Source organism: Pseudomonas sp. TH07 (assembly GCF_016651285.1).
Classification (GTDB): Bacteria; Pseudomonadota; Gammaproteobacteria; order Pseudomonadales; family Pseudomonadaceae; genus Aquipseudomonas.
Window position 1 is genome coordinate 1181683 of sequence record NZ_JAEKED010000001.1, and the last position, 22793, is coordinate 1204475.

19 protein-coding genes are annotated in these 22793 nt (G+C 63.9%); 10 read left to right on the forward strand and 9 right to left on the reverse strand.

The window, feature by feature from the left end; genetic code table 11:
* The first annotated feature begins 25 nt into the window (after window positions 1–25).
* The 5 genes from JFU57_RS05660 (at window position 26) to JFU57_RS05680 (ending at window position 4637) form a co-directional block, all read left to right on the forward strand.
* The gene (locus JFU57_RS05660) at window positions 26–1456 is read left to right on the forward strand and encodes a coniferyl aldehyde dehydrogenase (RefSeq protein ID WP_201128425.1); all 1431 of its coding nucleotides are present in this window, start codon (window positions 26–28) and stop codon (window positions 1454–1456) included.
* A 27-nt stretch (window positions 1457–1483) separates the two neighbouring features.
* On the forward strand, window positions 1484–2029 hold the full coding sequence (locus tag JFU57_RS05665; RefSeq protein WP_201128426.1) for a twin-arginine translocation pathway signal protein: 546 nt from the start codon (window positions 1484–1486) through the stop codon (window positions 2027–2029).
* A 58-nt stretch (window positions 2030–2087) separates the two neighbouring features.
* On the forward strand, window positions 2088–3683 hold the full coding sequence (locus JFU57_RS05670) for a GMC family oxidoreductase (RefSeq protein ID WP_078473512.1): 1596 nt from the start codon (window positions 2088–2090) through the stop codon (window positions 3681–3683).
* A 115-nt stretch (window positions 3684–3798) separates the two neighbouring features.
* A complete protein-coding gene (gene coaD, locus JFU57_RS05675; RefSeq protein WP_008019993.1) occupies window positions 3799–4278 on the forward strand; it encodes a pantetheine-phosphate adenylyltransferase in 480 nt (159 codons plus the stop codon).
* Between the two features lie 107 nt (window positions 4279–4385).
* A complete protein-coding gene (locus tag JFU57_RS05680) occupies window positions 4386–4637 on the forward strand; it encodes a YfhL family 4Fe-4S dicluster ferredoxin (RefSeq protein WP_020295838.1) in 252 nt (83 codons plus the stop codon).
* A 139-nt stretch (window positions 4638–4776) separates the two neighbouring features.
* On the opposite strand, the gene mutM is transcribed toward JFU57_RS05680, so the two are convergent.
* Complete coding sequence (mutM, locus tag JFU57_RS05685) at window positions 4777–5589, reverse strand: bifunctional DNA-formamidopyrimidine glycosylase/DNA-(apurinic or apyrimidinic site) lyase (protein ID WP_020295839.1); 813 nt, start codon at window positions 5587–5589, stop codon at window positions 4777–4779.
* A 33-nt stretch (window positions 5590–5622) separates the two neighbouring features.
* Window positions 5623–6435 carry an HDOD domain-containing protein gene (locus tag JFU57_RS05690; RefSeq protein ID WP_178103000.1) on the reverse strand — a complete coding sequence of 271 codons (813 nt, stop codon included), beginning with the start codon at window positions 6433–6435 and terminating at the stop codon, window positions 5623–5625.
* Between the two features lie 215 nt (window positions 6436–6650).
* Here JFU57_RS05690 and JFU57_RS05695 point away from each other — a divergent pair, with 215 nt between their 5' ends.
* On the forward strand, window positions 6651–7847 hold the full coding sequence (locus JFU57_RS05695; RefSeq protein ID WP_020295841.1) for a class I SAM-dependent rRNA methyltransferase: 1197 nt from the start codon (window positions 6651–6653) through the stop codon (window positions 7845–7847).
* Between the two features lie 234 nt (window positions 7848–8081).
* On the opposite strand, the gene JFU57_RS05700 is transcribed toward JFU57_RS05695, so the two are convergent.
* Both JFU57_RS05700 and JFU57_RS05705 read right to left on the reverse strand, forming a co-directional pair.
* The gene (locus JFU57_RS05700; protein WP_201128427.1) at window positions 8082–9761 is read right to left on the reverse strand and encodes a DUF4153 domain-containing protein; all 1680 of its coding nucleotides are present in this window, start codon (window positions 9759–9761) and stop codon (window positions 8082–8084) included.
* Window positions 9762–9790: 29 nt separating this feature from the next.
* On the reverse strand, window positions 9791–10369 hold the full coding sequence (locus JFU57_RS05705) for a hypothetical protein (RefSeq protein ID WP_201128428.1): 579 nt from the start codon (window positions 10367–10369) through the stop codon (window positions 9791–9793).
* 298 nt (window positions 10370–10667) lie between these two features.
* On the opposite strand from JFU57_RS05705, the gene ilvD reads away from it, so the two are divergent.
* The gene (gene ilvD, locus JFU57_RS05710) at window positions 10668–12509 is read left to right on the forward strand and encodes a dihydroxy-acid dehydratase (RefSeq protein ID WP_020295844.1); all 1842 of its coding nucleotides are present in this window, start codon (window positions 10668–10670) and stop codon (window positions 12507–12509) included.
* 91 nt (window positions 12510–12600) lie between these two features.
* Here the strand turns inward: ilvD and JFU57_RS05715 are convergent, their stop codons facing one another.
* The 4 genes from JFU57_RS05715 to JFU57_RS05730 form a co-directional block, all read right to left on the reverse strand.
* Complete coding sequence (locus JFU57_RS05715) at window positions 12601–13827, reverse strand: SGNH/GDSL hydrolase family protein (RefSeq protein WP_078473508.1); 1227 nt, start codon at window positions 13825–13827, stop codon at window positions 12601–12603.
* A 1-nt stretch (window position 13828) separates the two neighbouring features.
* Window positions 13829–15022, reverse strand: a complete 1194-nt coding sequence (locus tag JFU57_RS05720) for an SGNH/GDSL hydrolase family protein (RefSeq protein ID WP_201128429.1) — start codon at window positions 15020–15022, stop codon at window positions 13829–13831.
* Window positions 15009–16409 (reverse strand): MBOAT family O-acyltransferase, encoded by a 1401-nt coding sequence (locus JFU57_RS05725; RefSeq protein ID WP_238596238.1) that lies wholly within the window; start codon window positions 16407–16409, stop codon window positions 15009–15011. The genes JFU57_RS05720 and JFU57_RS05725 overlap by 14 nt, the downstream gene beginning before the upstream one ends.
* A 189-nt stretch (window positions 16410–16598) precedes the next feature.
* Window positions 16599–17657, reverse strand: coding sequence for a haloacid dehalogenase-like hydrolase (locus JFU57_RS05730; protein ID WP_201128430.1), 1059 nt, complete (start codon window positions 17655–17657; stop codon window positions 16599–16601).
* 241 nt (window positions 17658–17898) lie between these two features.
* On the opposite strand from JFU57_RS05730, the gene JFU57_RS05735 reads away from it, so the two are divergent.
* Window positions 17899–19290 carry an L-cystine transporter gene (locus JFU57_RS05735; RefSeq protein ID WP_078473504.1) on the forward strand — a complete coding sequence of 464 codons (1392 nt, stop codon included), beginning with the start codon at window positions 17899–17901 and terminating at the stop codon, window positions 19288–19290.
* Between the two features lie 116 nt (window positions 19291–19406).
* Here JFU57_RS05735 and JFU57_RS05740 read toward each other — a convergent pair whose 3' ends face one another.
* On the reverse strand, window positions 19407–19919 hold the full coding sequence (locus tag JFU57_RS05740) for a dihydrofolate reductase (protein WP_201128432.1): 513 nt from the start codon (window positions 19917–19919) through the stop codon (window positions 19407–19409).
* Window positions 19920–20015: 96 nt separating this feature from the next.
* On the opposite strand from JFU57_RS05740, the gene JFU57_RS05745 reads away from it, so the two are divergent.
* Together JFU57_RS05745 and JFU57_RS05750 are read left to right on the forward strand one after the other, a co-directional pair.
* A complete protein-coding gene (locus JFU57_RS05745) occupies window positions 20016–21395 on the forward strand; it encodes a DUF2868 domain-containing protein (protein ID WP_201128434.1) in 1380 nt (459 codons plus the stop codon).
* Window positions 21388–22764 (forward strand): GTPase/DUF3482 domain-containing protein, encoded by a 1377-nt coding sequence (locus JFU57_RS05750; RefSeq protein ID WP_201128437.1) that lies wholly within the window; start codon window positions 21388–21390, stop codon window positions 22762–22764. Before JFU57_RS05745 ends, JFU57_RS05750 begins: the two co-directional genes overlap by 8 nt.
* Window positions 22765–22793: the final 29 nt, after the last annotated feature.

The following is a 22793-nucleotide window of genomic DNA, read 5'->3' on the forward strand; positions in this document are numbered from 1 at the left end:
CACCCCATAATAATCGGAGCCGTTCATGTCCGCCGAGATCGCCTACCTGCAGGAATCCCACTCGCAACTGGACGAGCTTCAACAGCTGTTTTGCGCCCAGCGCCAGGCTTATGCCGCCAACCCGATGCCGCCCGCTGCCCAGCGCCAGCAATGGCTCAAGAGCCTGCTGGACCTGCTGAGCAACGAGCGCCAGGCACTGATCGAGGCCATCAGCCAGGACTTCAGCCACCGCAGCGCCGATGAAACCCTGCTCGCCGAGCTGATGCCGAGCCTGCACGGCATTCATTACGCGCGCAAACACCTCAAGGGCTGGATGAAACCCTCCAGGCGCAAAGTCGGCCTGGCCTTCCAGCCGGCTTCGGCCAAGGTGGTTTACCAACCGCTGGGGGTGATCGGGGTGATCGTGCCCTGGAACTACCCGCTGTACCTGGCCATGGGCCCCTTGGTCGGCGCCCTGGCCGCCGGCAACCGGGTGATGCTCAAGCTCAGCGAATCGACGCCGGCCACCGGCCGGTTGCTCAAGCAATTGCTGGCCCGGGTTTTCCCTGAAGACCTGGTGTGCGTGGTGCTCGGCGAGGCTGAAGTGGGCATGGCCTTCTCCACGTTGCGTTTCGATCACCTGCTGTTCACCGGTGCCACCAGCATCGGCAAGCATGTGATGCGCGCCGCGGCGGAAAACCTCACGCCGGTGACCCTGGAGCTGGGCGGCAAGTCCCCGGCCATTGTTTCCAGCGACGTGCCGCTCAAGGACGCCGCCGAACGCATCGCCTTCGGCAAGACCCTGAACGCCGGGCAAACCTGTGTCGCCCCCGATTACGTGCTGGTGCCGGAGGAGCGCATCGGCGCCTTTGTCGAGGCTTACCGCCAGGCCGTGCGCGGGTTCTTCCCGACCCTGGCGGACAACCCCGACTACACCGCGATCATCAATCAACGCCAGGTGGCGCGGCTCAACAGCTACCTGAGCGATGCCACCAGCAAGGGCGCGCTGCTGATCCCGCTGTTCGACCAGGGCCAGGAACGGCGCATGGGCCACAGCCTGCTGCTCAATGTCAGCGATGACATGACCGTGATGCAGGATGAAATCTTCGGCCCGATCCTGCCCATCGTCCCGTATCAGACCCTCGACCAGGCCTTTGCCTACATCAACCAGCGGCCGCGTCCGTTGGCGCTGTACTACTTCGGCTACAACAAGGCCGAACAGAACCGCGTGCTCGAACACACCCATTCCGGTGGCGTGTGCCTCAACGACACCCTGCTGCATGTGGCCCAGGACGACCTGCCCTTCGGCGGCATCGGCCCGTCCGGCATGGGTCACTACCACGGGCATGAAGGCTTCCTGACCTTCAGCAAGGCCAAGGGCGTGCTGATCAAGCAGCGGCTGAACGCGGCCCGGCTGATTTATCCACCCTACGGAAAATCGATCCAGAAACTGATTCAGAAGATGTTCGTCCGCTAACCAGTCGATCGCCGGATAACAATAACAATGACCCCTAGCCTGTCTGAATCACCCGCGCTGTCACGGCGCGGCTTGCTGAAAATCGGCCTCTGCGCCAGTGCCTTCCTCGCCACCGCCGGTCTGGGCGCCAGCCTCAGCGGCTGTTCTGCCAGTACCCCGGCCAGCGGCTTTGCGATGTTGCGCAGCAACGACCTGCCATTCCTGCGGGCGCTGATCCCGGTGATGCTCGAAGGCGCCGTGGCCGCCGACAAGATGCCTGCCGCCATCGATGGCACCCTGGCCAGCCTGGACAACGCCCTCAATCACCTGTCGCCGGAGATGTTCAAGCTCACCCAGCAATTGTTCGACGTACTGGGCTTGGCCGTTACCCGTGGCCCGCTGACAGGGGTCTGGGGCAGTTGGGAAAACGCCAGCGCCGACGATATCCGCCACTTCCTCGGGCGCTGGGAAAACAGCCTGCTGTCCCTGTTGCGCATGGGCCATGCCTCATTGCTGCAATTGGTGATGATGGCCTGGTACACCCGCGCCGAGTCCTGGGCCCACTGCGGTTACCCCGGCCCGCCCAAGGTCTGATCGCCCCCCGTAGCTGCCGCCGCGCCCTTCCATAATAAGAAACGACAGAGAGCCTGATATGCCCGTACCCGATCTGTTCCGCGAAGGCCTAGCCCGCGGCTGGAAAACCTACAACGGCGCACAGCTGGAGCAGGACCTGACCCTGGAGGCCGACGTCGCCATCATCGGCAGCGGCGCAGGCGGCGGCACCACTGCAGAGATCCTCAGCGCCGCCGGCTACAAGGTCTTGCTGATCGAGGAAGGGCCGCTGAAAACCAGCAGCGATTTCAAGATGCTCGAAGACCAGGCCTACACCAGCCTCTATCAGGAAGGTATCGGGCGCATGAGCAAGGACGGCGCCATCACCATTCTTCAAGGCCGTGCCGTGGGCGGCACCACCCTGATCAACTGGACCTCGAGCTTTCGCACCCCGGACCCGACCCTGGAACACTGGGCCCGCGAGCACGAAGTCAAAGGCCACAGCGCCAGCGACATGGCGCCCTGGTTCGAAAAGATGGAGCAGCGCCTGGGGGTCGCGCCCTGGGCCATGCCGCCCAACGCCAACAATGACGTGATCCGCAACGGTTGCGAGAAGCTCGGCTATAGCTGGCATGTGATCCCGCGCAACGTGCGAGGCTGCTGGAACCTCGGCTACTGCGGCCTGGGCTGCCCGACCAACGCCAAGCAATCGATGCTGGTGACCACCATCCCATCCACCCTGGAGCACGGCGGCGAACTGTTGTACCTGGCCCGCGCCGAGCGCTTGCAGATCAAGGGCGACCAGGTCACGGGCCTGCAATGCGTGGCCATGGACGAGCGCTGCGTGGCCCCTACCGGCCGCATCATCACGGTCAAGGCCCGGCATTACGTGCTCGCCGGCGGCGGCATCAACAGCCCGGCCTTGCTGCTGCGCTCCGATGCACCCGACCCCCATTCGCGCCTGGGCAAGCGTACCTTCCTGCACCTGGTGAATTTTTCCGCGGGGCTGTTCGATGAGGTGATCAACCCGTTCTACGGGGCGCCGCAGTCGATCTACTCCGACCATTTCCAGTGGCTGGACGGCACCACCGGCAAAATGTCCTACAAACTCGAAGTGCCGCCACTGCAACCGGCGCTGGCCAGCACCCTGCTGGGCGGTTTCGGCCCGCAAAGCGCGCTGAACATGGAACAACTGCCCCACACCCACGCCATGCTCGCGCTGCTGCGTGACGGTTTTCACCCGGACAGCACGGGCGGTAACGTCGAATTGCGCGGCGACGGCACCCCGGTGCTCGACTATCAGGTCTCGCCCTATGCCTGGGACGGCCTGCGCCGGGCCTTCCACAGCATGGCCGAGATCCAGTTCGCCGGCGGCGCCAAGGCGGTGATGCCGCTGCACAGCGACGCGCGCTATGCGAAGAGCCTGGCCGAGACCAAGGCCCAGATCGACGGCCTGGACCTGGCGCTGTACCGCACGCGCCTGGGCAGCGCCCACGTGATGGGTGGTTGCGCCATGGGCGAAAACCCGAAAATTGCCGTCACCGACAGCCTCGGGCGCCATCATCAATTGGCCAATCTGTCGATCCACGATGGCTCGCTGTTCCCCACCAGCATTGGCGCCAACCCCCAGTTGTCGGTCTATGGGCTGACCGCGCAACTGGCCACGGCCCTGGCCGAACGCTTGAAAACCGGTTGAAAAAGCTGATTATTCGCCACGTCTATAGTGCTTTCTTCCGTGACAGGCGACTTGGCCGACCGGAAAGGCTGCGATACCATCCGACTCCCCAACGGATTCCCGCCAGGACGACGCGATGAACCGAGTGTTGTACCCAGGTACCTTCGACCCTATTACCAAGGGCCATGGCGATCTGGTCGAACGCGCCTCGCGCCTGTTCGACCATGTGATCATTGCCGTCGCCGCCAGCCCCAAGAAGAACCCGCTATTCCCCCTGGAACAGCGTGTGGAGCTGGCCCGCGAGGTCACCAAACATCTGCCGAACGTTGAAGTCGTCGGTTTTTCGACGCTGCTTGCGCACTTCGCCAAGGAGCAGAACGCCAACGTATTCCTGCGTGGCCTGCGGGCGGTCTCGGACTTCGAATACGAGTTCCAGCTGGCCAACATGAATCGCCAACTGGCGCCGGATGTGGAGAGCCTGTTCCTCACGCCGTCGGAGCGTTATTCGTTCATTTCCTCGACGCTGGTCCGTGAAATCGCAGCCCTGGGCGGTGATATCACCAAGTTCGTCCATCCTGTCGTCGCCGACGCGCTGACCCTGCGCTTCAAGAAGTAACCCGGCGCCCCCCATCGCGCCCGCGTGCACTGCGGGCGCCAATGCGACACAATTGCGCCCATTGGTTTTTCAAATGCCTGGGCCAGCCGCCCCGGCCGGAGTGCCCCATGTCCCTGATCATCACCGACGATTGCATCAATTGCGACGTCTGCGAACCCGAGTGCCCGAACGCCGCCATCTCCCAGGGCGAAGAGATCTACGTGATCGACCCCAACCTGTGCACCCAATGCGTTGGCCACTATGACGAGCCTCAGTGCCAGCAAGTGTGCCCGGTGGACTGCATCCCGCTGGACGAGGCACACCCCGAGACTGAAGAACAGTTGATGGCAAAGTACCGGCAGATTACCGGCAAGGCGTGAGCTGAGCCCGCCATTACCGCCCGCCTTTTTCTTCAGGCGGATTGCAGGTTAAGGGTTTACGGCCGCTGCGCGCCCGAGCGGGAGCAAGCTCCCTCGCCACAGCCAGCGCCACAGCAAAAAACCTCAGCTGCCGAATGGCTCAGCTCTGGCAACGCGGGCAATAGACGCTGGCCCGCTGGCCGAGCTTGATCTCGCGCAGGCCCGTGCCGCAGACCTTGCAGTTTTCCCCACCGCGCCCGTAGACGAACAGCTCCTGCTGGAAATACCCCGGCTGGCCGTCACCGCCGATAAAGTCGCGCAAGGTGGTGCCGCCACGCTCGATGGCGGCGGCCAGGATGCGTTTGATCTCGATTGCCAGCTTCAGGTAGCGCGCCCGGGAAATGCTCTTGGCTTCGCGACGCGGGTCGATGCCGGCGGCGAACAGCGCTTCGGTCGCGTAGATGTTGCCGACGCCGACCACCACCGCGTTGTCCATGATGAACGGCTTGACCGCCATCGAGCGCGAGCGCGACAGCTGGAACAGGCGTTCGCCATCGAACAGGTCGGTCAGGGGCTCGGGCCCCAGGCGCAGCAGCAGTTCGTGATTGAGCGGGTCCTGGCTCCAGAGCATCGCGCCAAAGCGCCGCGGGTCGGTGTAGCGCAGGGCCAGTCCGGACTCCAGTTCGATGTCCACGTGCTCATGCTTGGCCGCCGGCAAGCCGACTTCCACCAGCCGCAAATTGCCCGACATGCCCAGGTGGCTGATCAGGGTGCCGACTTCGGCATTGATCAGCAGGTACTTGGCGCGCCGCTCCACCAGCACGATGCGCTGGCCCGAGAGGCGCACATCGAGGTCTTCCGGGATCGGCCAGCGCAGGCGCCGGTCGCGCACGATCACCCGGCTGACACGCTGCCCTTCGAGGTGCGGCGCGATACCGCGCCGGGTGGTTTCGACTTCGGGTAATTCGGGCATGGTCGCCTCAGGTGCTCGATACGGGATGAAAAATCAGTGCGCGCCCATTTCGCGAACGGTGGCCTTGAGGCTCTCGAAGTCGTAGTCGGACAGGCCGACATAATCGAGCACCAGATGGCCGACGCTGTTCCATTCGTGGTCTTCGACCTGATTGCCCAGGACCCGATAGGAGGAACAGATGTGCTCGGCCATCTTCAGGATCGCCAGCAGGTTCTTCAGTTGGCTGTTGCGCGAAGACTCGTCGCTGAAGATCGCCAGGGCGTTGTGGTGATTGGCGATGGCGTTGGTCACGTGTTCCGGCAGGCGCCAGGACTTGGCGGTGTAATAGCCGACCACCGCGTGGTTGGTGTTGAACGCGGTGTTTTCGGTATCGACCACCCGGCTCTCGGGGCCGGCGTGGGCATAAGCCTGTTCGAGCACCGCCATATAGTTGGGGAAGCGCTTGAGCATCAGCGGCACCCCGCAATCGTGGAACAGGCCCAGGGCGTAGGCTTCGTCGATCGCTTGCGAGCCGGTGCGCTTGGCCAGGGTCAGGCAGGTCATCGCCACGTCCTGGGCGGTGTCCCAGAAGCGATTGAGGGTGACGATGGTTTCATCGCTCATCTCGCCCTTGATCGACTGCGCGTTGATCAGGTTGATGATCGAGCGGCTGCCCAGCAGGTTCACCGCGCGCTGGATCGAGGCGATCTTGTTGCTCAGGCCGTAATACGGCGAGTTGACGATTTTCAGCAGTGCGCCAGACAAACCCGGGTCCTGGGAAATCAGCTTGGCGATCACCTCCAGGTCCGGATCGGGCATGTACTGCTCCATCTGCAGATCCACCATGATCTGCGGTTGAGGCGGCACGCTGATGCCTTGCAGGGCCTGCTGAATCTGTTCTTCGGAGAGTTCTGGAGACATGAGTGCACACTCTGGACTAGGCGGCGATTCTAACCTCTAAAAAGACGAATTTGGCCACTTGGGCAGGATCTTTACATAGGTGTGACACGCCGCAGGTCCAGCCAAACCCGCGCAAGCACGCTGACGGGTTATACTCGCGCCCTTTTTTCCGGAGCGACGTCATGTCCCTGCCAAGCCTGCGCCTCAAAGCCAACGCCGATCGCCGCCTGCGCGCCGGCCACCTGTGGGTCTACAGCAACGAAATCGATGTAGCCGCCACCCCGCTCCACGGGTTCAAGGCCGGTGACCAGGCGGTGCTGGAAGCCGCTGGCGGCAAGGCCCTGGGCATCGTCGCCATGAGCCCGAACAACCTGATCTGCGCGCGCCTGCTGTCCCGTGACGTCAAGCTGCCCCTGGACAAGTCGCTGCTGGTGCACCGCCTGAACGTCGCCCTGTCGCTGCGCGAGCGCCTGTTCGACAAGCCGTTCTACCGCCTGGTGTACGGCGACTCCGACCTGATGCCAGGCCTGGTGGTCGACCGTTTCGGCGACATCCTGGTGGTGCAGATCGCTTCGGCCACCATGGAAGCCCACAAGGACGACGTGATCGCCGCCCTGACCCAGGTGCTCAAGCCCAGCGGCATTCTGTTCAAGAACGACTCTGCGGCCCGTGACGCCGAAGGCCTGGAGCGCTACGTCGAAACCGTATTCGGCCTGGTCCCGGAATGGGTCGCCCTCGAAGAGAACGGCGTGAAGTTCGAAGCCCCGGTCATCCAGGGTCAGAAAACCGGCTGGTTCTACGACCACCGCATGAACCGCGCCCGCCTGGCCCCTTATGCCAAGGGCAAGCGCGTGCTCGACCTGTACAGCTACATCGGTGGCTGGGGCGTGCAGGCGGCAGCCTTTGGCGCCAGCGAAGTGTTCTGCGTCGATGCGTCGGCCTTCGCCCTCGACGGCGTCGAGCGCAACGCCGCGCTGAACGGCTTTGCCGAGAAAATGACCTGCATCGAAGGCGACGTCTTTGAAGCCCTGAAAGAACTGAAAGCCAGCGAAGAACGTTTCGACGTGATCGTGGCCGACCCACCTGCCTTCATCAAACGCAAGAAAGACATGAAGAACGGCGAAGGCGCCTACCGCCGTCTGAACGAGCAAGCCATGCGCCTGCTGAGCAAGGACGGGATTCTGATCAGCGCCTCGTGCTCGATGCACCTGCCCGAGGACGACCTGCAGAACATCCTCCTGACCAGCGCCCGCCACCTGGACCGCAATATCCAGCTGCTGGAGCGCGGCGGCCAGGGCCCGGACCACCCGGTGCACCCAGCCATCGCCGAAACCCGCTACATCAAGAGCATCACCTGCCGCCTGCTGCCTAACAGCTGAGTGCAGTGAAGACAAAAATCCCGGCCATGTGCCGGGATTTTTTATTCAGGGCTGAAACCGCCCTGTGGCGAGGGAGCTTGCTCCCGCTGGGCCGCGAAGCGGCCCCAGAATCCGCCACCGCGAACGCTCAGACAGATCGCGGAATCAGGCTTTATAGCCGGAGCCCCGGGACGCCGGACGCCCCCTTCGGGAGCAAGCTCCCTCGCCACAGATAGAGCGTTCACCGTCGGCCCATCAACGGCCGGGAATCTGCCGCCAGTCCAGTTCCACGCCGTCGATCCGCAGGGTCTTGTAGCGCTGGCGCACCGGTTTGACCTTGCCCTCGCGAATCTGCCGGATCAGCTGCGGCGCATCGGTGATGCCAGAGAGCACTCCCGCATGCCGCCATTCGCCCTTGCCCTGATCCTCACGGGTGTACATCGCCGCCGACGACGCCCAACTCTGCTTTTGGATCAGCAGCACTTCGTCGACGCCATCGTCATCCAGATCCACCGCCCAGGCTGCGCAGCCGGGTGGATTGCAGTCGTTATGGGTGGTCAGCAGCTCGATCAGTTGCTGGCTGCCTTCGGGCACCGGGCCCAACCAATAGAGTTTCGGCGTCAGGTAATCGTGCGGCTGGTCCTTGATCGAGACCGACTCCAGCATCTCCAGCAACTGCGCCCTGCCCGGCTCATCCAGGATCTGCCCCTGGCGCACCTGCGCCAGCAACCCGTCGAACTGCTCGCGACCCGGTGCGCCCAGCTTCTGGCGCAGGCTCCTGGCATCGAACTCGGCCACCGGCGTACGCCCATCCAATAGACGCTGCACCTGGTTACGGGCACTGAAGGCCTGCGGGTCGAGCAGCGGGGTGAACATCAACAACAGCACCACAAAGCTCAACAGGGCGATCCAGGGGTTGCTGCGGCTCAGGCTGCCGAGCCACACCGAGTTCCGGGCAAACACTGCCCACAACGCCGCGAGGCTGTGGACCAGGGCCACGGCCACCAGCAGCATCGCCAGAAAACGCCATGGGGTCAGGCCGTATTGGTCGATCCGCAACCAGCTCGAGTAGCCCCCCATCGCCACCAGCAACGGCAGACAGCACAGGCTGGCGTTGATCAGGATTTTCAGCGCCTTGGCGTAGCCGGCATCCTGCTGCCCGTCCTGGAACACGCCATTGAGCAAAAACAGAGTGCACGCCACCAGGCTCAGCAAAATGTGCGTCGAGTAGCCGGTGCTCCAGATCGGCTGCAGACCGGTGAACACAAGGGCCAGGGTGAAGACCACGGTGATCAGCGCACACAAGGGCAGCAGGTAGCGACACACGGTCAGCAAGATGCCGCGCAGCAGGCCGATGACCTTTTCGTTTTCCCGGCCCATGCGCATGCCCAGGGAGAAAAACAGCGGCAGGCTGAAACACAGGAAATACGACGAGGTAAACAGGTCGCCGAGCTGGGGCATGCCGAGAATGCTGAACAGACGACCGCACAGCCACAGCAACAGGCTGAAGGCCAGGGTCACCAGCAAGGCCAGGAGCACAATGAACCCGTTATTCCAGGCGTGGCGGAACAGGTCTTGATAACGCGGGCGACTGCCTTCGCGAGTCGGCCAACTGAGGACGAACGCGGTGCCGATATAGGCCAGCACCAGGCCCGTGAACGGCCACAGACTCCACATCCAGCCGTAGGCATCGCGCATCAGTACCCAGCTGGACATCCCGGCCAGCAACAGGCTCAAGCCAACCACCAGTACCCAGGTGCCACGCTCGCGCACGTCACGGCCAAGCAGTTGCAGGTTGATCCCGGCCACCACCGCCAGGGTGCGGGCGAAGGTGTAGAGCTCAGCCTGGTGATAGAACAGGCTGGCGCTGAGCAGCAGTCCCTGGACCAGAGCGATGGCGACATAGAACAACAACGAGCGATTCAACACGGGCATTGCACATCCTTTTGGGGAGACAGGCAGCACTAGCAGGCCGCCGCGATGGTGGTGCGGCGTAGCAGAGCCTTTATGCACAGGCCAATCAGGAACAGGCCCAGGGAGAACGCCAGGGTCGGCCCGGCAAAGAACACCAGCGCCTCCCAACCGCCCTTGAACGGGTCGCGGTAATGGCTGCTGGTCCAGGCTTTGAACAGGGCCTGGGCGATCCAGGGCAACGGCAAGGCCAGCGCCACTCCTAGCCCATGACCGAAGAAGCGCCGCCAGAAGTGCGCCAGCCCCGGCAACACGGCAGCACTGATCAGGGTCAGCAGGACCAGCACCGCCGCCACGCTGTTGAGCACCAGTGAGGTCAACGGCAGCTCGCGACACGCCAGGACCAGGCCCGTCACCACCAGACCCAGGACCGCCGCCGCCAGCCAGGTCAGCCCTTGCCCGCGACGTTCCGGCAGCAGTTGCAACAGGCTGCCGCCCATCAACAGCCCCGCGCTGCTGGCGATCATGACCTCGCCGGATACGGTGTTGGAGAGCCAGATACCCATCAACAGCAGGCCCTGGACCAGCCCCACCGCCAGGTAAAATCTCAAGGTTCGAAGGGTCGCAGACATTCCAGTTCCATTGGAGAGTGATCGAAGGGCGCGCAGTCTAACCCAGCGCCCTATCGCCCGGCAGCAGGCAATCGCACGCCGCAGAGCGGCCACAACGTTCCTTCCTGACGCCAGCGGTGTAGAATCGCCAGATTCATCGCCAGTCATCCCCCGGCGGGTTTATGAGCTCAGGCTGAGGCGCGCGGCGATCCCGCAGTGTCATCGGCAGCTTTAGGACACACGGCCATTTCTGAGTGTTCCCAAGGTCAATAGAAGCTCACTCCCCTTTTGATACCTGATTAGCCGCCCGGAGTGCTCCATGCCTGATTACCGCTCGAAAACATCCACCCACGGCCGCAACATGGCCGGCGCCCGCGCACTGTGGCGCGCCACGGGGATGAAAGATGACGACTTCAAGAAGCCGATCATCGCCATTGCCAACTCCTTCACCCAGTTCGTCCCGGGCCATGTGCACCTCAAGGACCTGGGCCAGCTGGTTGCCCGCGAGATCGAACGTGCCGGCGGCGTGGCCAAGGAATTCAACACCATCGCCGTGGACGACGGCATCGCCATGGGCCATGACGGCATGCTGTATTCCCTGCCGAGCCGCGAGATCATCGCCGACTCCGTGGAATACATGGTCAACGCCCACTGCGCCGACGCCATCGTCTGCATCTCCAACTGCGACAAGATCACCCCCGGCATGCTGATGGCCGCCTTGCGCCTGAACATTCCGGTGATCTTCGTCTCCGGCGGCCCGATGGAAGCCGGCAAGACCAAGCTTGCCAGCCACGGCCTCGACCTGGTCGACGCCATGGTGATCGCCGCCGATTCCAGCGCTTCTGACGAGAAGGTCGCGGAATACGAGCGCAGCGCCTGCCCGACCTGCGGTTCGTGCTCCGGCATGTTCACCGCCAACTCGATGAACTGCCTGGTGGAAGCCTTGGGTCTTGCCTTGCCGGGCAACGGCTCGACACTGGCCACCCACAGTGACCGCGAGCAGCTGTTCCTGCAGGCCGGCCGTACCATCGTCGAGCTGTGCAAGCGCTACTACGGCGACAACGATGTGTCGGTGCTGCCGCGCAACATCGCCAACTTCAAGGCGTTTGAAAACGCCATGACCCTGGACATCGCCATGGGCGGTTCCACCAACACCATCCTGCACTTGCTGGCCGCGGCCCAGGAAGCCGAGATCGATTTCGACCTGCGCGACATCGACCGCCTTTCGCGCCACGTGCCGCAACTGTGCAAAGTCGCGCCGAACATCCAGAAGTACCACATGGAAGACGTGCACCGCGCCGGCGGGATCTTCTCGATCCTCGGCTCCCTGGCCCGTGGCGGCCTGCTGCACACCGACCTGCCGACCGTGCACAGCGCCTCCATGGCCGAAGGCATCGCCAAGTGGGACATCACCCAGACCACCGACGAAGCCGTGCATCACTTCTTCAAGGCCGGCCCCGCAGGCATCCCGACCCAGACCGCGTTCAGCCAGTCGACCCGTTGGGAAACCCTGGACGACGACCGTGAAAACGGCTGCATCCGCAGTGTCGAACACGCCTACTCGCAAGAAGGCGGCCTGGCCGTGCTCTACGGCAACATCGCCCTGGACGGCTGCGTGGTGAAAACCGCCGGCGTCGACGAGTCGATCCACGTGTTCGAAGGCAATGCCAAGATCTTCGAAAGCCAGGACAGCGCCGTGCGCGGCATCCTCGCCGACGAAGTAAAAGCCGGCGACATCGTGATCATCCGTTACGAAGGCCCGAAAGGCGGCCCGGGCATGCAGGAAATGCTCTACCCGACGTCGTACCTGAAGTCCAAGGGCCTGGGCAAAGCCTGCGCCCTGCTGACCGACGGCCGCTTCTCCGGCGGCACCTCGGGCCTGTCCATCGGCCACGCTTCGCCCGAAGCAGCGGCCGGCGGTGCCATTGGCCTGGTGCAGGACGGCGACAAAGTGCTGATCGACATCCCCAACCGCTCGATCAACCTGTTGGTCAGCGACGAGGAACTGGCAGCACGCCGCGCCGAACAGGACAAGAAAGGCTGGAAACCGGTCGAAGTGCGGCCACGTAAAGTGACCACCGCCCTGAAAGCCTACGCCCTGCTTGCCACCAGTGCCGACAAGGGCGCGGTACGCAACAAGGCCATGCTCGACGGGCTGTGATACTGACCGTTGAATAAAAATGCCCCGCCAAGTGCGGGGCATTTTTTTGTCCGTTACTCAGGCCGCCGAGCGATTCGGGGCCAGGTCACGCCTAGGGTACAGGCTGGCCCAATTGCTCACGCAGGAAACGGTACAGGCCATCGGCGCTCTTGCGGTAGCCATCGGCCGTCAGGTGCACCAGGTCGTTGCGCGCCAGTTCGTTGGATTGCCATTGGCTGATGGAGCACGGACCGCCCATAAAGGCCTGCCAGTCCCAGAACAGGGTGCGGTTACGCTGCGCCAGGTCCTTCTGGATCCGCACCAGTTGGCGCAGGGGCTGCGGCTGCGCGGCGGCGCAGGAACCAGCACCACGGCGCTTGATCGAGTCCGGTGGACCGACCAGCAGAATCACCGCCTTGGGCAGGGTTTTGCGCAACAGAGTGATTTTGTCCTGCAACTGGGCGCGGTACTTGTCCAGCTCCAGGTCATCATCGAACGCCTCGTTGGTGCCGTAGGCCAGGATCACCATGTCCGGACGCAGGGCCTTGAGCGCATCGGCCCAACCCGGCTGCCATTTATCCACCACATCCAGGCGCGCGCCGTTGATGCCCAGCGACGAATAGATCACTCCGGCGCTCTTCTGCCCGAGGATATTCCAGCCGCCCAGGGCCAGGCCCGAGTTGTTGGCGACGCTCAGCTCCATGGGCATGCTCAGGTTGTTGAACGGCGGGCTGAAGCGCCATTGCCCACCCGTGGCGGCCAGCATGCGGGTGGCCTGGGTCAGGTTGGACTGGGCCTTGAGGGTGCTGTTGGTAGTGGCCTGGTACAGCGCCGACACCCGGTACTGCTGGCGGCTGGGCTCGCGCTCGCGGATCTGTACCTTGGCCCCCGGGGTCTGGGGCAACGACAGATAACCGCCCAGGGGAAACTGAGTGCTCTGCTGATTACGCGCCGAAACCAGCGACCACTGACGCTTGGCCACGTTGAGGATCACCCGCTCATAGCGGGTCCCCGGCACCGGCGTGGCGGCGATAAAGCCGATACCGCCGTCACCGTACTGAGCCTGTAACAAACGGCGCATTTCACCGCTGAACAGGTCGGCCGCAGTGTGCGAGTCGCCCAGTTGCACGATGCTGATCGGGGTGCGATCCGAGGTGCTGAACTTGCGCGCCAGCAAGGCAAGGTTCGGGTCGCTGCCCGGCACCGGGAGGATTTTCTTAGAGGCCACACCCGGTTTACCGGCGCCCGCCGCGGGAGTGGCTTGGACCTGGGAGGTAGGGCTACAACTGCTCAGCAGGGTAATGCTCAACAACAGCGCAATGCCGTGCAGTCGCCGCATGTCAGTGCTCCGTTATTTGTTGGGTTGGAAAGTTGATCATGGAGATCACGCGTTCGGCGATCAGCCGTTGCCCGGTAGGGGTGAAGTGGATGCCGTCATCGACCCGGGTCTTGACCTTCTTCTGGTTGGCGTCCGTCAGGTAATAGGAGAACTGGTCGTTCTGATAGCCCAGGATCTCGTTGGCCGAGACAAAGTGCTGGTGGTACTGCTCGATCTGGCTTTTATACAGCACGTTGAGGTAGGCCATGGCCGCCGACAGCTTGGCTTTCTCCATATTCGGCGGACCGACCCAGATCACCTGCACGTTGTGCTCGCGCGCGGCGTCGAGGATCGAATCGATGCGCTGGCGGTAAGCCACTTCCCAGTCCGGCGCCTTGAAGCGCAGGAAGGGTTTGCCTTTGCCATCGGGCATGTCCCACGGGTCGTTGGGCCCGAGGAAAATCACCATCAGGCGGATGTTCGGATTGGCGGCCAGGGTGCTTTCCACGGTCTTGGGCCAGTTGAAAAAGTTCGGGTAGGCCAACCCCGTGCTCTGCCGGCTGAGGTTCACGCTTTTGACGTTGTAGCGTTTGCGCAAGGTATTGGCCATGTGCGGCGCCACGCCTTGCATCAGCGAGTCACCGACAAAAAAAACTTCATCGCCCAAGGCCAGGGACGCCATCAACGGCGTGACCTGGGCACTGTCACCAGGGGTGGGGCTGGCCTGGGTCGAGGGTTCGACCGCTACGGCCACTGCAGGTTCATGCACCGGCTCGTGCACGGCCGGCTGGGCCGGTTCATGTACCGGCGCCTGGACCGCCACCGGATGGCTGGCCGGGTGCGCGGCCGGCGCTACGGGTGCCAGGACCACCGGCTCGACAGAGGTCGGGGCGAGGGTCGGCAATGGCGCCAGCGGTTCGTCTTCCGAGGCTTCGGCCTGGGCCACCAGGTCAAGCCCGTCCTGCCCGGTGAACTGGCTGACCAGCCGTTGCCGGCCATCCTCCAGCGTCTGGTTCAACTGCGCGCCCCAACGCCACTGCGGGTTCTGCGCCAGCCCGGGAATCTCGCAACCCTCGTGGTACTTCTGCTGGCAGTACAGGCGGATCGAGTTCTGGTTGAACCACACCAGCATCAGGCTGATGACCAGCACGGCGTACAGCACTTTGGCGGCAGCGCCCTGGCTGCTCAACCACGGCGACCTGTTAGAAACTGGCATAGATAAACCCCGGTACGCCCGACGGCGAGGCAAAGATGACCAAGCAAATGAACAACCCCAACGGCAGCGGATACAGCAGCCACGGCAACCGGGTACTGGCATCGAACAGGCGGCGCAACAGCGCCACGATCTGCGGGTAAAGGGCGACAAACAGCAGGCACGCCAGGAGCGAGGCGCCCTGGCTGGTCAAGCCGGCCAGCGACAGGTTGCCAAGGCCGGCGAACATGTCCATGGCATCGCTGAAGGACGCACAGCGGAAGAAAATCCAGGCAAACGCCACATAGTGGAAGGTCAGCAAACGGGCCAGCAGGTCGGCGCCGATCCAGGTCGGGCGCTGCGGCAGCCATTGGCTGAAGAGCTTGTACAGCGCCAGGCCGATGCCGTGCAGGGCACCCCAGATAATGAAGTTGGCGCTGGCGCCGTGCCACAGCCCGGAAATCAGCATCGCCAGCAGCATGTTCAGGTTGCCGCGCCACACGCCCCGGCGGTTACCGCCCAGGGGGATGTACACGTAGTCGCGGATAAAGGTCGACAGGCTGATGTGCCAGCGGCCCCAGAATTCCTTGAGGTTGCGTGCCGCGTAGGGAAAGTTGAAGTTCTCCGGCAGACGGAAGCCCAGGAGCAGCGCGATGCCGGTCACCAGGTCGGTGTAACCGCTGAAGTTGAAGTAAATCAGGAACGAGTAGCCGTAGACGCTGCGCAGAATCTGCTCGGCGGAAAAGCTCACCGGGCTCTCGAACACCGGGTCGACCCATTCATTGGCCAGCCACGAGCTGAGGAAAAACAGTTTGACCACCGCCAGGGCAATCAGGCCCAAGGCACGCTGCGGCTCCAGCACCTGGCGCACGGTTTGTGGGCGGATCTGCGGCAGCATGTGGCTGGCACGGTTCACCGGGCCGGCGATCAGGCTTGGGAAAAATGCCAGGTACAGCGCCAGGTCGAAGGGCGATGCCGGGTTCATCTCGCGCCGGTTGATCGACACCAGGTAGCTGACCGAATGAAAGGTATAGAACGACAGCCCCACCGGCAGCAGCACTTCCAGCAGAGGCACCGACACTTCCAGGCCGAACTGGGCCAGGGCGCTTTGCAGGCTGCTGGTAAAGAAGTCCTGATACTTGAACAGGTAGAAGGTGCCGAGCACCAGCAACAGCATCAAGCCATTGACCCAGCCACGCCCCGGATACCGATGGCTCAACAGCCCCAGCAGGTACACCAGGCTGGTATAGCCGAGCAGGATGTACAGGAAGTTCAGGCTGAAGCTGGCGAGGATCGCGTAGCTCGCGCCCAATAGCAGCACGTTCTGTAGACGCGGGCTCGCGCACAGGCACCAGTACAGGACGAAAAACAGGATGAAGCAGAAGCCGAATTCGATCGAGAGATAGCTCACAACGTATTCCATTACGCGCAGACGGAAGGGAGCCCAGCACGCAAGGAACAAGCCGCGGCGTTAAGCGGCGGCGATTATGGCAGAGGGCCTTTATTTGTCACAAGTTGAAACACTCTGCAACGATCTTATCCACAACCCCGAGCCGGCACCTGCAACCGGAGGCTGCAGGATCCGGCGTCGGTCACCGGGTTACTGAATGTCCTCGGGCTTGACGATCACCCAGTTCTTGTCGGCGGTCACCGGCAGCCCTTCCTTGGCCTGGGCGGCGGCGTGCTTGGCCATCATGCCGTTGAGTTGGGTCATGTACTTGTCCTTGCGATTGATCCACAGGTGGATGCCGCCCTTGGCCACATCCACATCGTGAAACAGCATGTAGCCATCACTGGTCGGGGTGTCGCCGCCCACCAGCACCGGTTTCTTCCATTCGTCGATGTAGGTCAGGATCGCCGCGTGCTTGCCTGCCATCCAGGTGGCCGGGGTCCACAGGTAGGGGGTCAGCTCCAGGCCGAGGTTGGCCTTCTCGTCATATTTGCCGTCGCTGATCTGCTTGCGCGCGGTGGTCAGGGCGCCGGTCTTGCGATCCTTGAGCAGGGTGGTCACGCCGATCACGTTCTGCGGCTTGACGTTGTAGCCGTACTTGGGATCGGCGGCGACCATGCGCACCAGCTCTTCGGAAGCGGCGGTCATCACGTAGACCTCGATACCGTTCTCCATCAGCTTGTTGTACAGCTCGGCCTGGCCGGTGAAGACCTTGGGCGGGTTGACCTCGATGGTCTTGACCACGTCGCCGTCGTAATAGGTGCTCGGCACCGGCTTGCCGGACGCCATCAGCTCGTCGACGTAGCCCTTGAGTTCCTTGAGGGTGAAACCCGAGAACACTTGCGCGACCCAGGGGTAGCAGACCATGTCGTCGACTTCACACAGGCGGTAGTAGTAGCTGAACAGGCTTTCCTTGTGCTCGGCGGTGTCCTTGAACGGCATCAGTTTCAGTGACGGGTCGAGGGTCTCGCGGGTAATCAGGCCCTTGTTCTCCATAAAGGGCAGCAGGGATTCTTCCAGGTCGTAGCGGTAACTGGTGTTGTCCATGTCGAACACCGCGTAGTTACCCTTGTTGGCGTTGGCCGCAATCATCGCGTCCAGCTGCTTGGCCTGCGCCGCCGGCCAGTGCTTGAGTTCGGTAGCGGCAAGGGCCTGGCCAGCCAGGCCCAGGCAGAGTGCGACAGCCAGAAATTTCGGAGCAAGTTTCATCGGCGGTTCTCCCTGATTCAAAGAGATCGACGCTAACAAATAAGTGTGACGATCCTCGTCTCGACGCGACCGCCTGCGTCCTGATTCCGCCACCGACATTCGTCTGCACGCCAGCCGCTTATTCCAAAAACGACAGTCAACCTGCTTTTTTGGTATTAAATCTTTTAGTTATCAAGCTGTTAGGATTTCCGGTTCGCAATCGCAGCCACACTCGATTGGCACCTATCTTTTCGGAGCTTCAATGAATCTGCCGCTGATCCTCAATCTGCTGGTATTCCTCGCCTTGCTGCTGGGCCTGGCGCAAACCCGCCACAGCTCCTGGAGCCTGGCCAAGAAAGTGCTGCTGGCACTGGTCCTCGGAGTGCTGTTCGGGGTCGCTCTGCACAGCATCTATGGCGCGGGCAACCCGGTGCTCAAGGCCTCGATCGGCTGGTTCGACCTGGTCGGCAACGGCTACGTGCAGTTGCTGCAAATGATCGTGATCCCGCTGGTGTTCGCGTCGATCCTCAGCGCCGTGGCCCGTCTGCATAACGCCTCGTCCCTGGGCAAGATCAGCTTCCTGACCATCGGCACCCTGCTGTTCACCACCGCAATTGCCGCACTGATCGGTATCGGCCTGACCAATCTGTTCGGCCTCACCGCCGAAGGCCTGGTGGCCGGCACCCAGGAGATGGCCCGCCTGCAGGTGATCCAGAGCGATTACGCGGGCAAGGTCGCCGACCTCAATGTGCCGCAGTTGCTGCTGTCGTTCATTCCGCAGAACCCCTTCGCCGACCTGGCCCGGGCCAAGCCGACCTCCATCATCAGCGTGGTGATCTTCGCCGCCTTCCTCGGCGTGGCCGCCCTGCAACTGCTCAAGGACGATGTCGAGAAAGGCCAGAAAGTGGTCAACGCTATCGACACCCTGCAAGCCTGGGTCACCCGCCTGGTGCGCCTGGTGATGAAGCTCACGCCCTACGGTGTGCTGGCGCTGATGACCAAGGTCGTGGCCGGCTCCAACCTGCAGGACATCATCAAGCTCGGCAGTTTCGTGGTGGTGTCCTACCTCGGCCTGGGCCTGATGTTTGTGGTCCACGGTGTGCTGGTGTCCCTGGCCGGGATCAACCCGCTGCGCTTCTTCCGCAAGATCTGGCCGGTGCTGACCTTCGCCTTCACCAGCCGCTCCAGTGCCGCGAGCATCCCGCTGAGCATCGAAGCCCAGACCCGGCGCCTGGGTATCCCGCAGTCCATCGCCAGCTTTGCCGCCTCGTTTGGCGCCACCATCGGCCAGAACGGCTGCGCCGGCCTGTACCCGGCGATGCTGGCGGTGATGGTGGCTCCGACCGTGGGCATCAACCCGCTGGACCCGCTGTGGATCGCAACCCTGGTAGCCATCGTGACCCTGAGTTCGGCCGGCGTCGCCGGGGTGGGTGGCGGCGCGACTTTTGCCGCGCTGATCGTGCTGCCGGCCATGGGCTTGCCGGTGTCCCTGGTGGCGCTGCTGATTTCGGTGGAACCGCTGATCGACATGGGCCGCACCGCCCTCAACGTCAGCGGCTCGATCACCGCCGGCGCCATCACCAGCCAAGTCATGGCTCAAACCGACAAAACCCTGCTCAACGCCGACGAACACGAAGAACTGGCCCAAGCCTGACCCGTAGCCGCTGCCGAGCAGCGCGAGAGCAGAATGGGCGACGTGGGAGTGTCAGGTACAGGGATGTAGCTGCTCAGGGCCAGCGTCCAAACGCGGCCCGAGCCTCGCGGCAGCGGCTACCGCCGCTCCCAGACCTCAAAACTATAGGCGGGCTTGTCGCCTTCGGCCGGGGTCGGCAGGTCCGACACCAACTGCCACTGCTGCTGATCGAACTCGGGGAACCACGCGTCCCCCTCCGGGCTCAACGCCACGCGGGTCAGGTACAGGCGGTCGGCGTGCGCCAGCCCTTGACTGTACAACTGCGCCCCGCCAATCAGCATCAGCTCGCTTGCGCCCTGCTCCAGCGCCCATTCCTCGGCCCGGGCCACGGCGGCCTCCAGCGATGGAAAGACCTCGGCCCCTTCGAGCTGCAGCTGCGCCTGACGGCTGACCACAATATTCAAGCGACCCGGCAGCGGCCGACCCAGGGAGTCCCAGGTCTTGCGCCCCATGATGATCGGCTTGCCCAGGGTGGTGGCCTTGAAGTATTTGAAATCCCCCGGCAAGTGCCAGGGCATGCTGTTGTCGATGCCGATCACACGGTTTTCACCGAGGGCTGCGATCAGGCTGAGGGGGAGAGTTTTTTTCATGGCGGCGAGGATACCAGAGGCTCGCGCCCTCGCCACGTACCCCGATCAGCGTGACAGCGGTTATGCTCAGCGCACATTTGAGCAACGGACCACCGCGTGACAGACCTGACGCCCCTGCAACAACTCTGGCTCACCGAAACCGTGCGCCTGCGCGAGGAACACGCCGGCCCACTCGAGGATCAGGAAGCCAATCGCCTGGCCCGCCACGCCGGCGGCGACCTGGCAACCCGGGTCCACGCCCGCGCCCGCTGGCTGGCCGACCGCGATGGCCTGAGCGAGGCCCTGGGCCATTGGCTGCAAGGCGCGCGCCTGGCGCTGCTGGCCATGGCGCTGCTGGCAATCATCAGCGGCGCCGGCCTGGCGTTCGCCGCCCTGGGTGACGGTCAGCTCCCGGTCAATGTGTTCTGGGCCCTGGGCAGCCTGCTCGGCCTGAACCTGATCCTGCTCCTGAGCTGGGCCCTGGGCCTGCTGTTCGCCGGCGAACACGGCGCCAGCCTTGGCCGTTTGTGGCTGTGGCTCAGCGAGAAACTCGCGCGCGACGCCAAGGCCGCGCAGCTGGCGCCGGCCCTGCTGCTGTTGCTGCAACGCAAAAAGCTCAATCGCTGGGCCATCGGTCTGCTGGTGCATGGCCTGTGGCTGCTGGCGATGCTCAGCGCCCTGGTGCTGTTGCTGACGCTGATGGCTACCCGGCGCTACGGCTTTGTCTGGGAAACCACCATACTGCGCGGCGACACCTTCGTCGCCCTGACCCAGGCCCTGGGCGCCCTGCCCGCGCTGATCGGCTTCAGCCTCCCCAGCGAGGCCATGATCCGCGCCAGTGGCGACAGCGCCCTGAATATCGAAAACGCCCGCCAGGCCTGGGCCGCATGGCTGGTCGGCGTGGTGCTGGTTTACGGCCTGCTGCCGCGCCTGCTGCTGGCCCTGCTGTGCCTGTGGCGCTGGAAGCGTGGCCGCGCAGCCCTGAGCCTGGACCTCAACCTGCCGGGCTACAGTCAACTGCGCAAAGCGCTGATGCCGAGCAGCGAACGCCTGGGGGTCAAGGATGCCGCCCCACAGCAGTTGCATCGCGTCGAAGGCGCGACCGGCACCCAGGACAGCGACGGCGCCCTGCTGGTGGCCATCGAACTCGACGACCAATACCCCTGGCCGCCGCAATTGCCTCACGGCGTGAAAGACGCCGGCATCCTCGACAGCCGCGAGTCGCGCCAAAAACTCCTCGAACAGATGACCCGCTTCCCCCCGGCGCGCCTGGCCATCGCCTGTGACCCCCGGCGCTCGCCGGATCGCGGCAGCCTGGCGCTGATCGCCGAACTGGCGCGCAATGCCGGTGCCAGCCGCGCCTGGTTGCTGCCGGCGCCGCCCGGCCAGGCCCTGGATGCCGAACGCCTGGGCGACTGGCACGCTGCGCTGCAGCAGTTGGAATTGCCCTTCAGCGATGGCGCCCCCTTGAGTTGGCTGGAGACCGGTCATGACTGATACCCGCAAACCGCCCCTGAAACTGGCGGTGGTCGGCCACACCAATGTCGGCAAGACCTCGCTGCTGCGCACCCTGACCCGGGATGTCGGCTTCGGCGAAGTCTCCCACCGGCCGAGCACCACCCGGCATGTCGAGGGCGCGCGCTTGTCGGTGGACGGCGAAGCCTTGCTGGAGCTGTACGACACGCCCGGGCTGGAGGACGCCATCGCCCTGCTCGACTACCTCGAACGCCTGGAGCGCCCGGGCGAACGCCTGGATGGCCCGGCGCGGCTGACGCGGTTTCTTGAAGGCAGCGAAGCTCGCCAGCGCTTCGAGCAGGAGGCCAAGGTTCTGCGCCAGTTGCTGGCCTCGGACGCCGGGCTGTATGTGATCGACGCCCGCGAACCGGTGCTGGCCAAGTATCGCGATGAGCTGCAAGTACTGGCCAGCTGCGGCAAGCCGCTGCTGCCGGTGCTGAATTTTGTCAGCAGCGCCAACCACCGCGAACCTGACTGGCGCGAAGCCCTGGCACGACTCGGGCTGCACGCCCTGGTGCGTTTTGACAGCGTGGCGCCACCGGAAGACGGCGAGCGCAGGCTGTATGAAAGCCTGGCCCTGCTCCTGGAAAGCTCGCGCCCGCAGCTGGAACGGCTGGTTGCAGACCAACAGGCGCAACGCCAGGCCCGCGAGCAGAGTGCGAAGCGGCTGATCGCCGAATTGCTGATTGATTGCGCGGCCTGCCGCCGCAGCGTGGCCAGCGATGCGGCGCTGGAACAACAGGCCATCGGCGAACTGCGCAGCGCCATCCGCCAACGGGAGCAGCGTTGTGTCGAAGCCCTGCTCAAGCTCTATGCCTTTCGCACCGGAGACGCCGCCGCCAGCGACCTGCCGCTGCTGGACGGACGCTGGGGCGATGACCTGTTCAACCCGGAAACCCTCAAGCAACTGGGGGTTCGGGTCGGTAGCGGAATCGCGGCCGGGGCCGCCGCCGGGGCTGGCGTCGACCTGCTGGTGGGCGGCCTGACCCTGGGCGCGGCGGCGCTGGCCGGTGCAATTGCCGGCGGCGCCCTGCAAACCGCCCGCAGCTATGGCAGCCGCCTGCTGGGCAAGATCAAGGGCCAGCGCGAACTGACGGTGGATGACAGCGTGCTGCGCCTGCTGGCCTTGCGCCAACGGCAGTTGGTGCAGGCCCTGAACCAGCGCGGGCATGCGGCCATGGACAGCATCCAGGTGGCGACGCCGGAGGACAAAAGCTGGCGCGAAGGCAAGCTGCCCGACGCCCTGCACAAGGCCCGGGCCCACCCTCAGTGGTCGTCGCTCAACCCTCAGCCGCGGCTGAATCAGGCAGAACGCCAGGAACAGGTGGAGCTACTGGCCCAGTCGTTATAACCAACCTGTAGCCGCTGCCGAGGCACGAG

What these genes read in the sequence shown, in the direction of transcription:
- JFU57_RS05660 (WP_201128425.1), top strand. Translation starts at nt 26, where the DNA reads ATGTCCGCCGAGATCGCCTACCTGCAGGAATCCCACTCGCAACTGGAC.
- JFU57_RS05665 (WP_201128426.1), top strand. Translation starts at nt 1,484, where the DNA reads ATGACCCCTAGCCTGTCTGAATCACCCGCGCTGTCACGGCGCGGCTTG.
- JFU57_RS05670 (WP_078473512.1), top strand. Translation starts at nt 2,088, where the DNA reads ATGCCCGTACCCGATCTGTTCCGCGAAGGCCTAGCCCGCGGCTGGAAA.
- coaD (WP_008019993.1), top strand. Translation starts at nt 3,799, where the DNA reads ATGAACCGAGTGTTGTACCCAGGTACCTTCGACCCTATTACCAAGGGC.
- JFU57_RS05680 (WP_020295838.1), top strand. Translation starts at nt 4,386, where the DNA reads ATGTCCCTGATCATCACCGACGATTGCATCAATTGCGACGTCTGCGAA.
- mutM (WP_020295839.1), bottom strand. Translation starts at nt 5,589, where the DNA reads ATGCCCGAATTACCCGAAGTCGAAACCACCCGGCGCGGTATCGCGCCG.
- JFU57_RS05695 (WP_020295841.1), top strand. Translation starts at nt 6,651, where the DNA reads ATGTCCCTGCCAAGCCTGCGCCTCAAAGCCAACGCCGATCGCCGCCTG.
- JFU57_RS05700 (WP_201128427.1), bottom strand. Translation starts at nt 9,761, where the DNA reads ATGCCCGTGTTGAATCGCTCGTTGTTGTTCTATGTCGCCATCGCTCTG.
- JFU57_RS05705 (WP_201128428.1), bottom strand. Translation starts at nt 10,369, where the DNA reads ATGTCTGCGACCCTTCGAACCTTGAGATTTTACCTGGCGGTGGGGCTG.
- ilvD (WP_020295844.1), top strand. Translation starts at nt 10,668, where the DNA reads ATGCCTGATTACCGCTCGAAAACATCCACCCACGGCCGCAACATGGCC.
- JFU57_RS05715 (WP_078473508.1), bottom strand. Translation starts at nt 13,827, where the DNA reads ATGCGGCGACTGCACGGCATTGCGCTGTTGTTGAGCATTACCCTGCTG.
- JFU57_RS05720 (WP_201128429.1), bottom strand. Translation starts at nt 15,022, where the DNA reads ATGCCAGTTTCTAACAGGTCGCCGTGGTTGAGCAGCCAGGGCGCTGCC.
- JFU57_RS05730 (WP_201128430.1), bottom strand. Translation starts at nt 17,657, where the DNA reads ATGAAACTTGCTCCGAAATTTCTGGCTGTCGCACTCTGCCTGGGCCTG.
- JFU57_RS05735 (WP_078473504.1), top strand. Translation starts at nt 17,899, where the DNA reads ATGAATCTGCCGCTGATCCTCAATCTGCTGGTATTCCTCGCCTTGCTG.
- JFU57_RS05740 (WP_201128432.1), bottom strand. Translation starts at nt 19,919, where the DNA reads ATGAAAAAAACTCTCCCCCTCAGCCTGATCGCAGCCCTCGGTGAAAAC.
- JFU57_RS05750 (WP_201128437.1), top strand. Translation starts at nt 21,388, where the DNA reads ATGACTGATACCCGCAAACCGCCCCTGAAACTGGCGGTGGTCGGCCAC.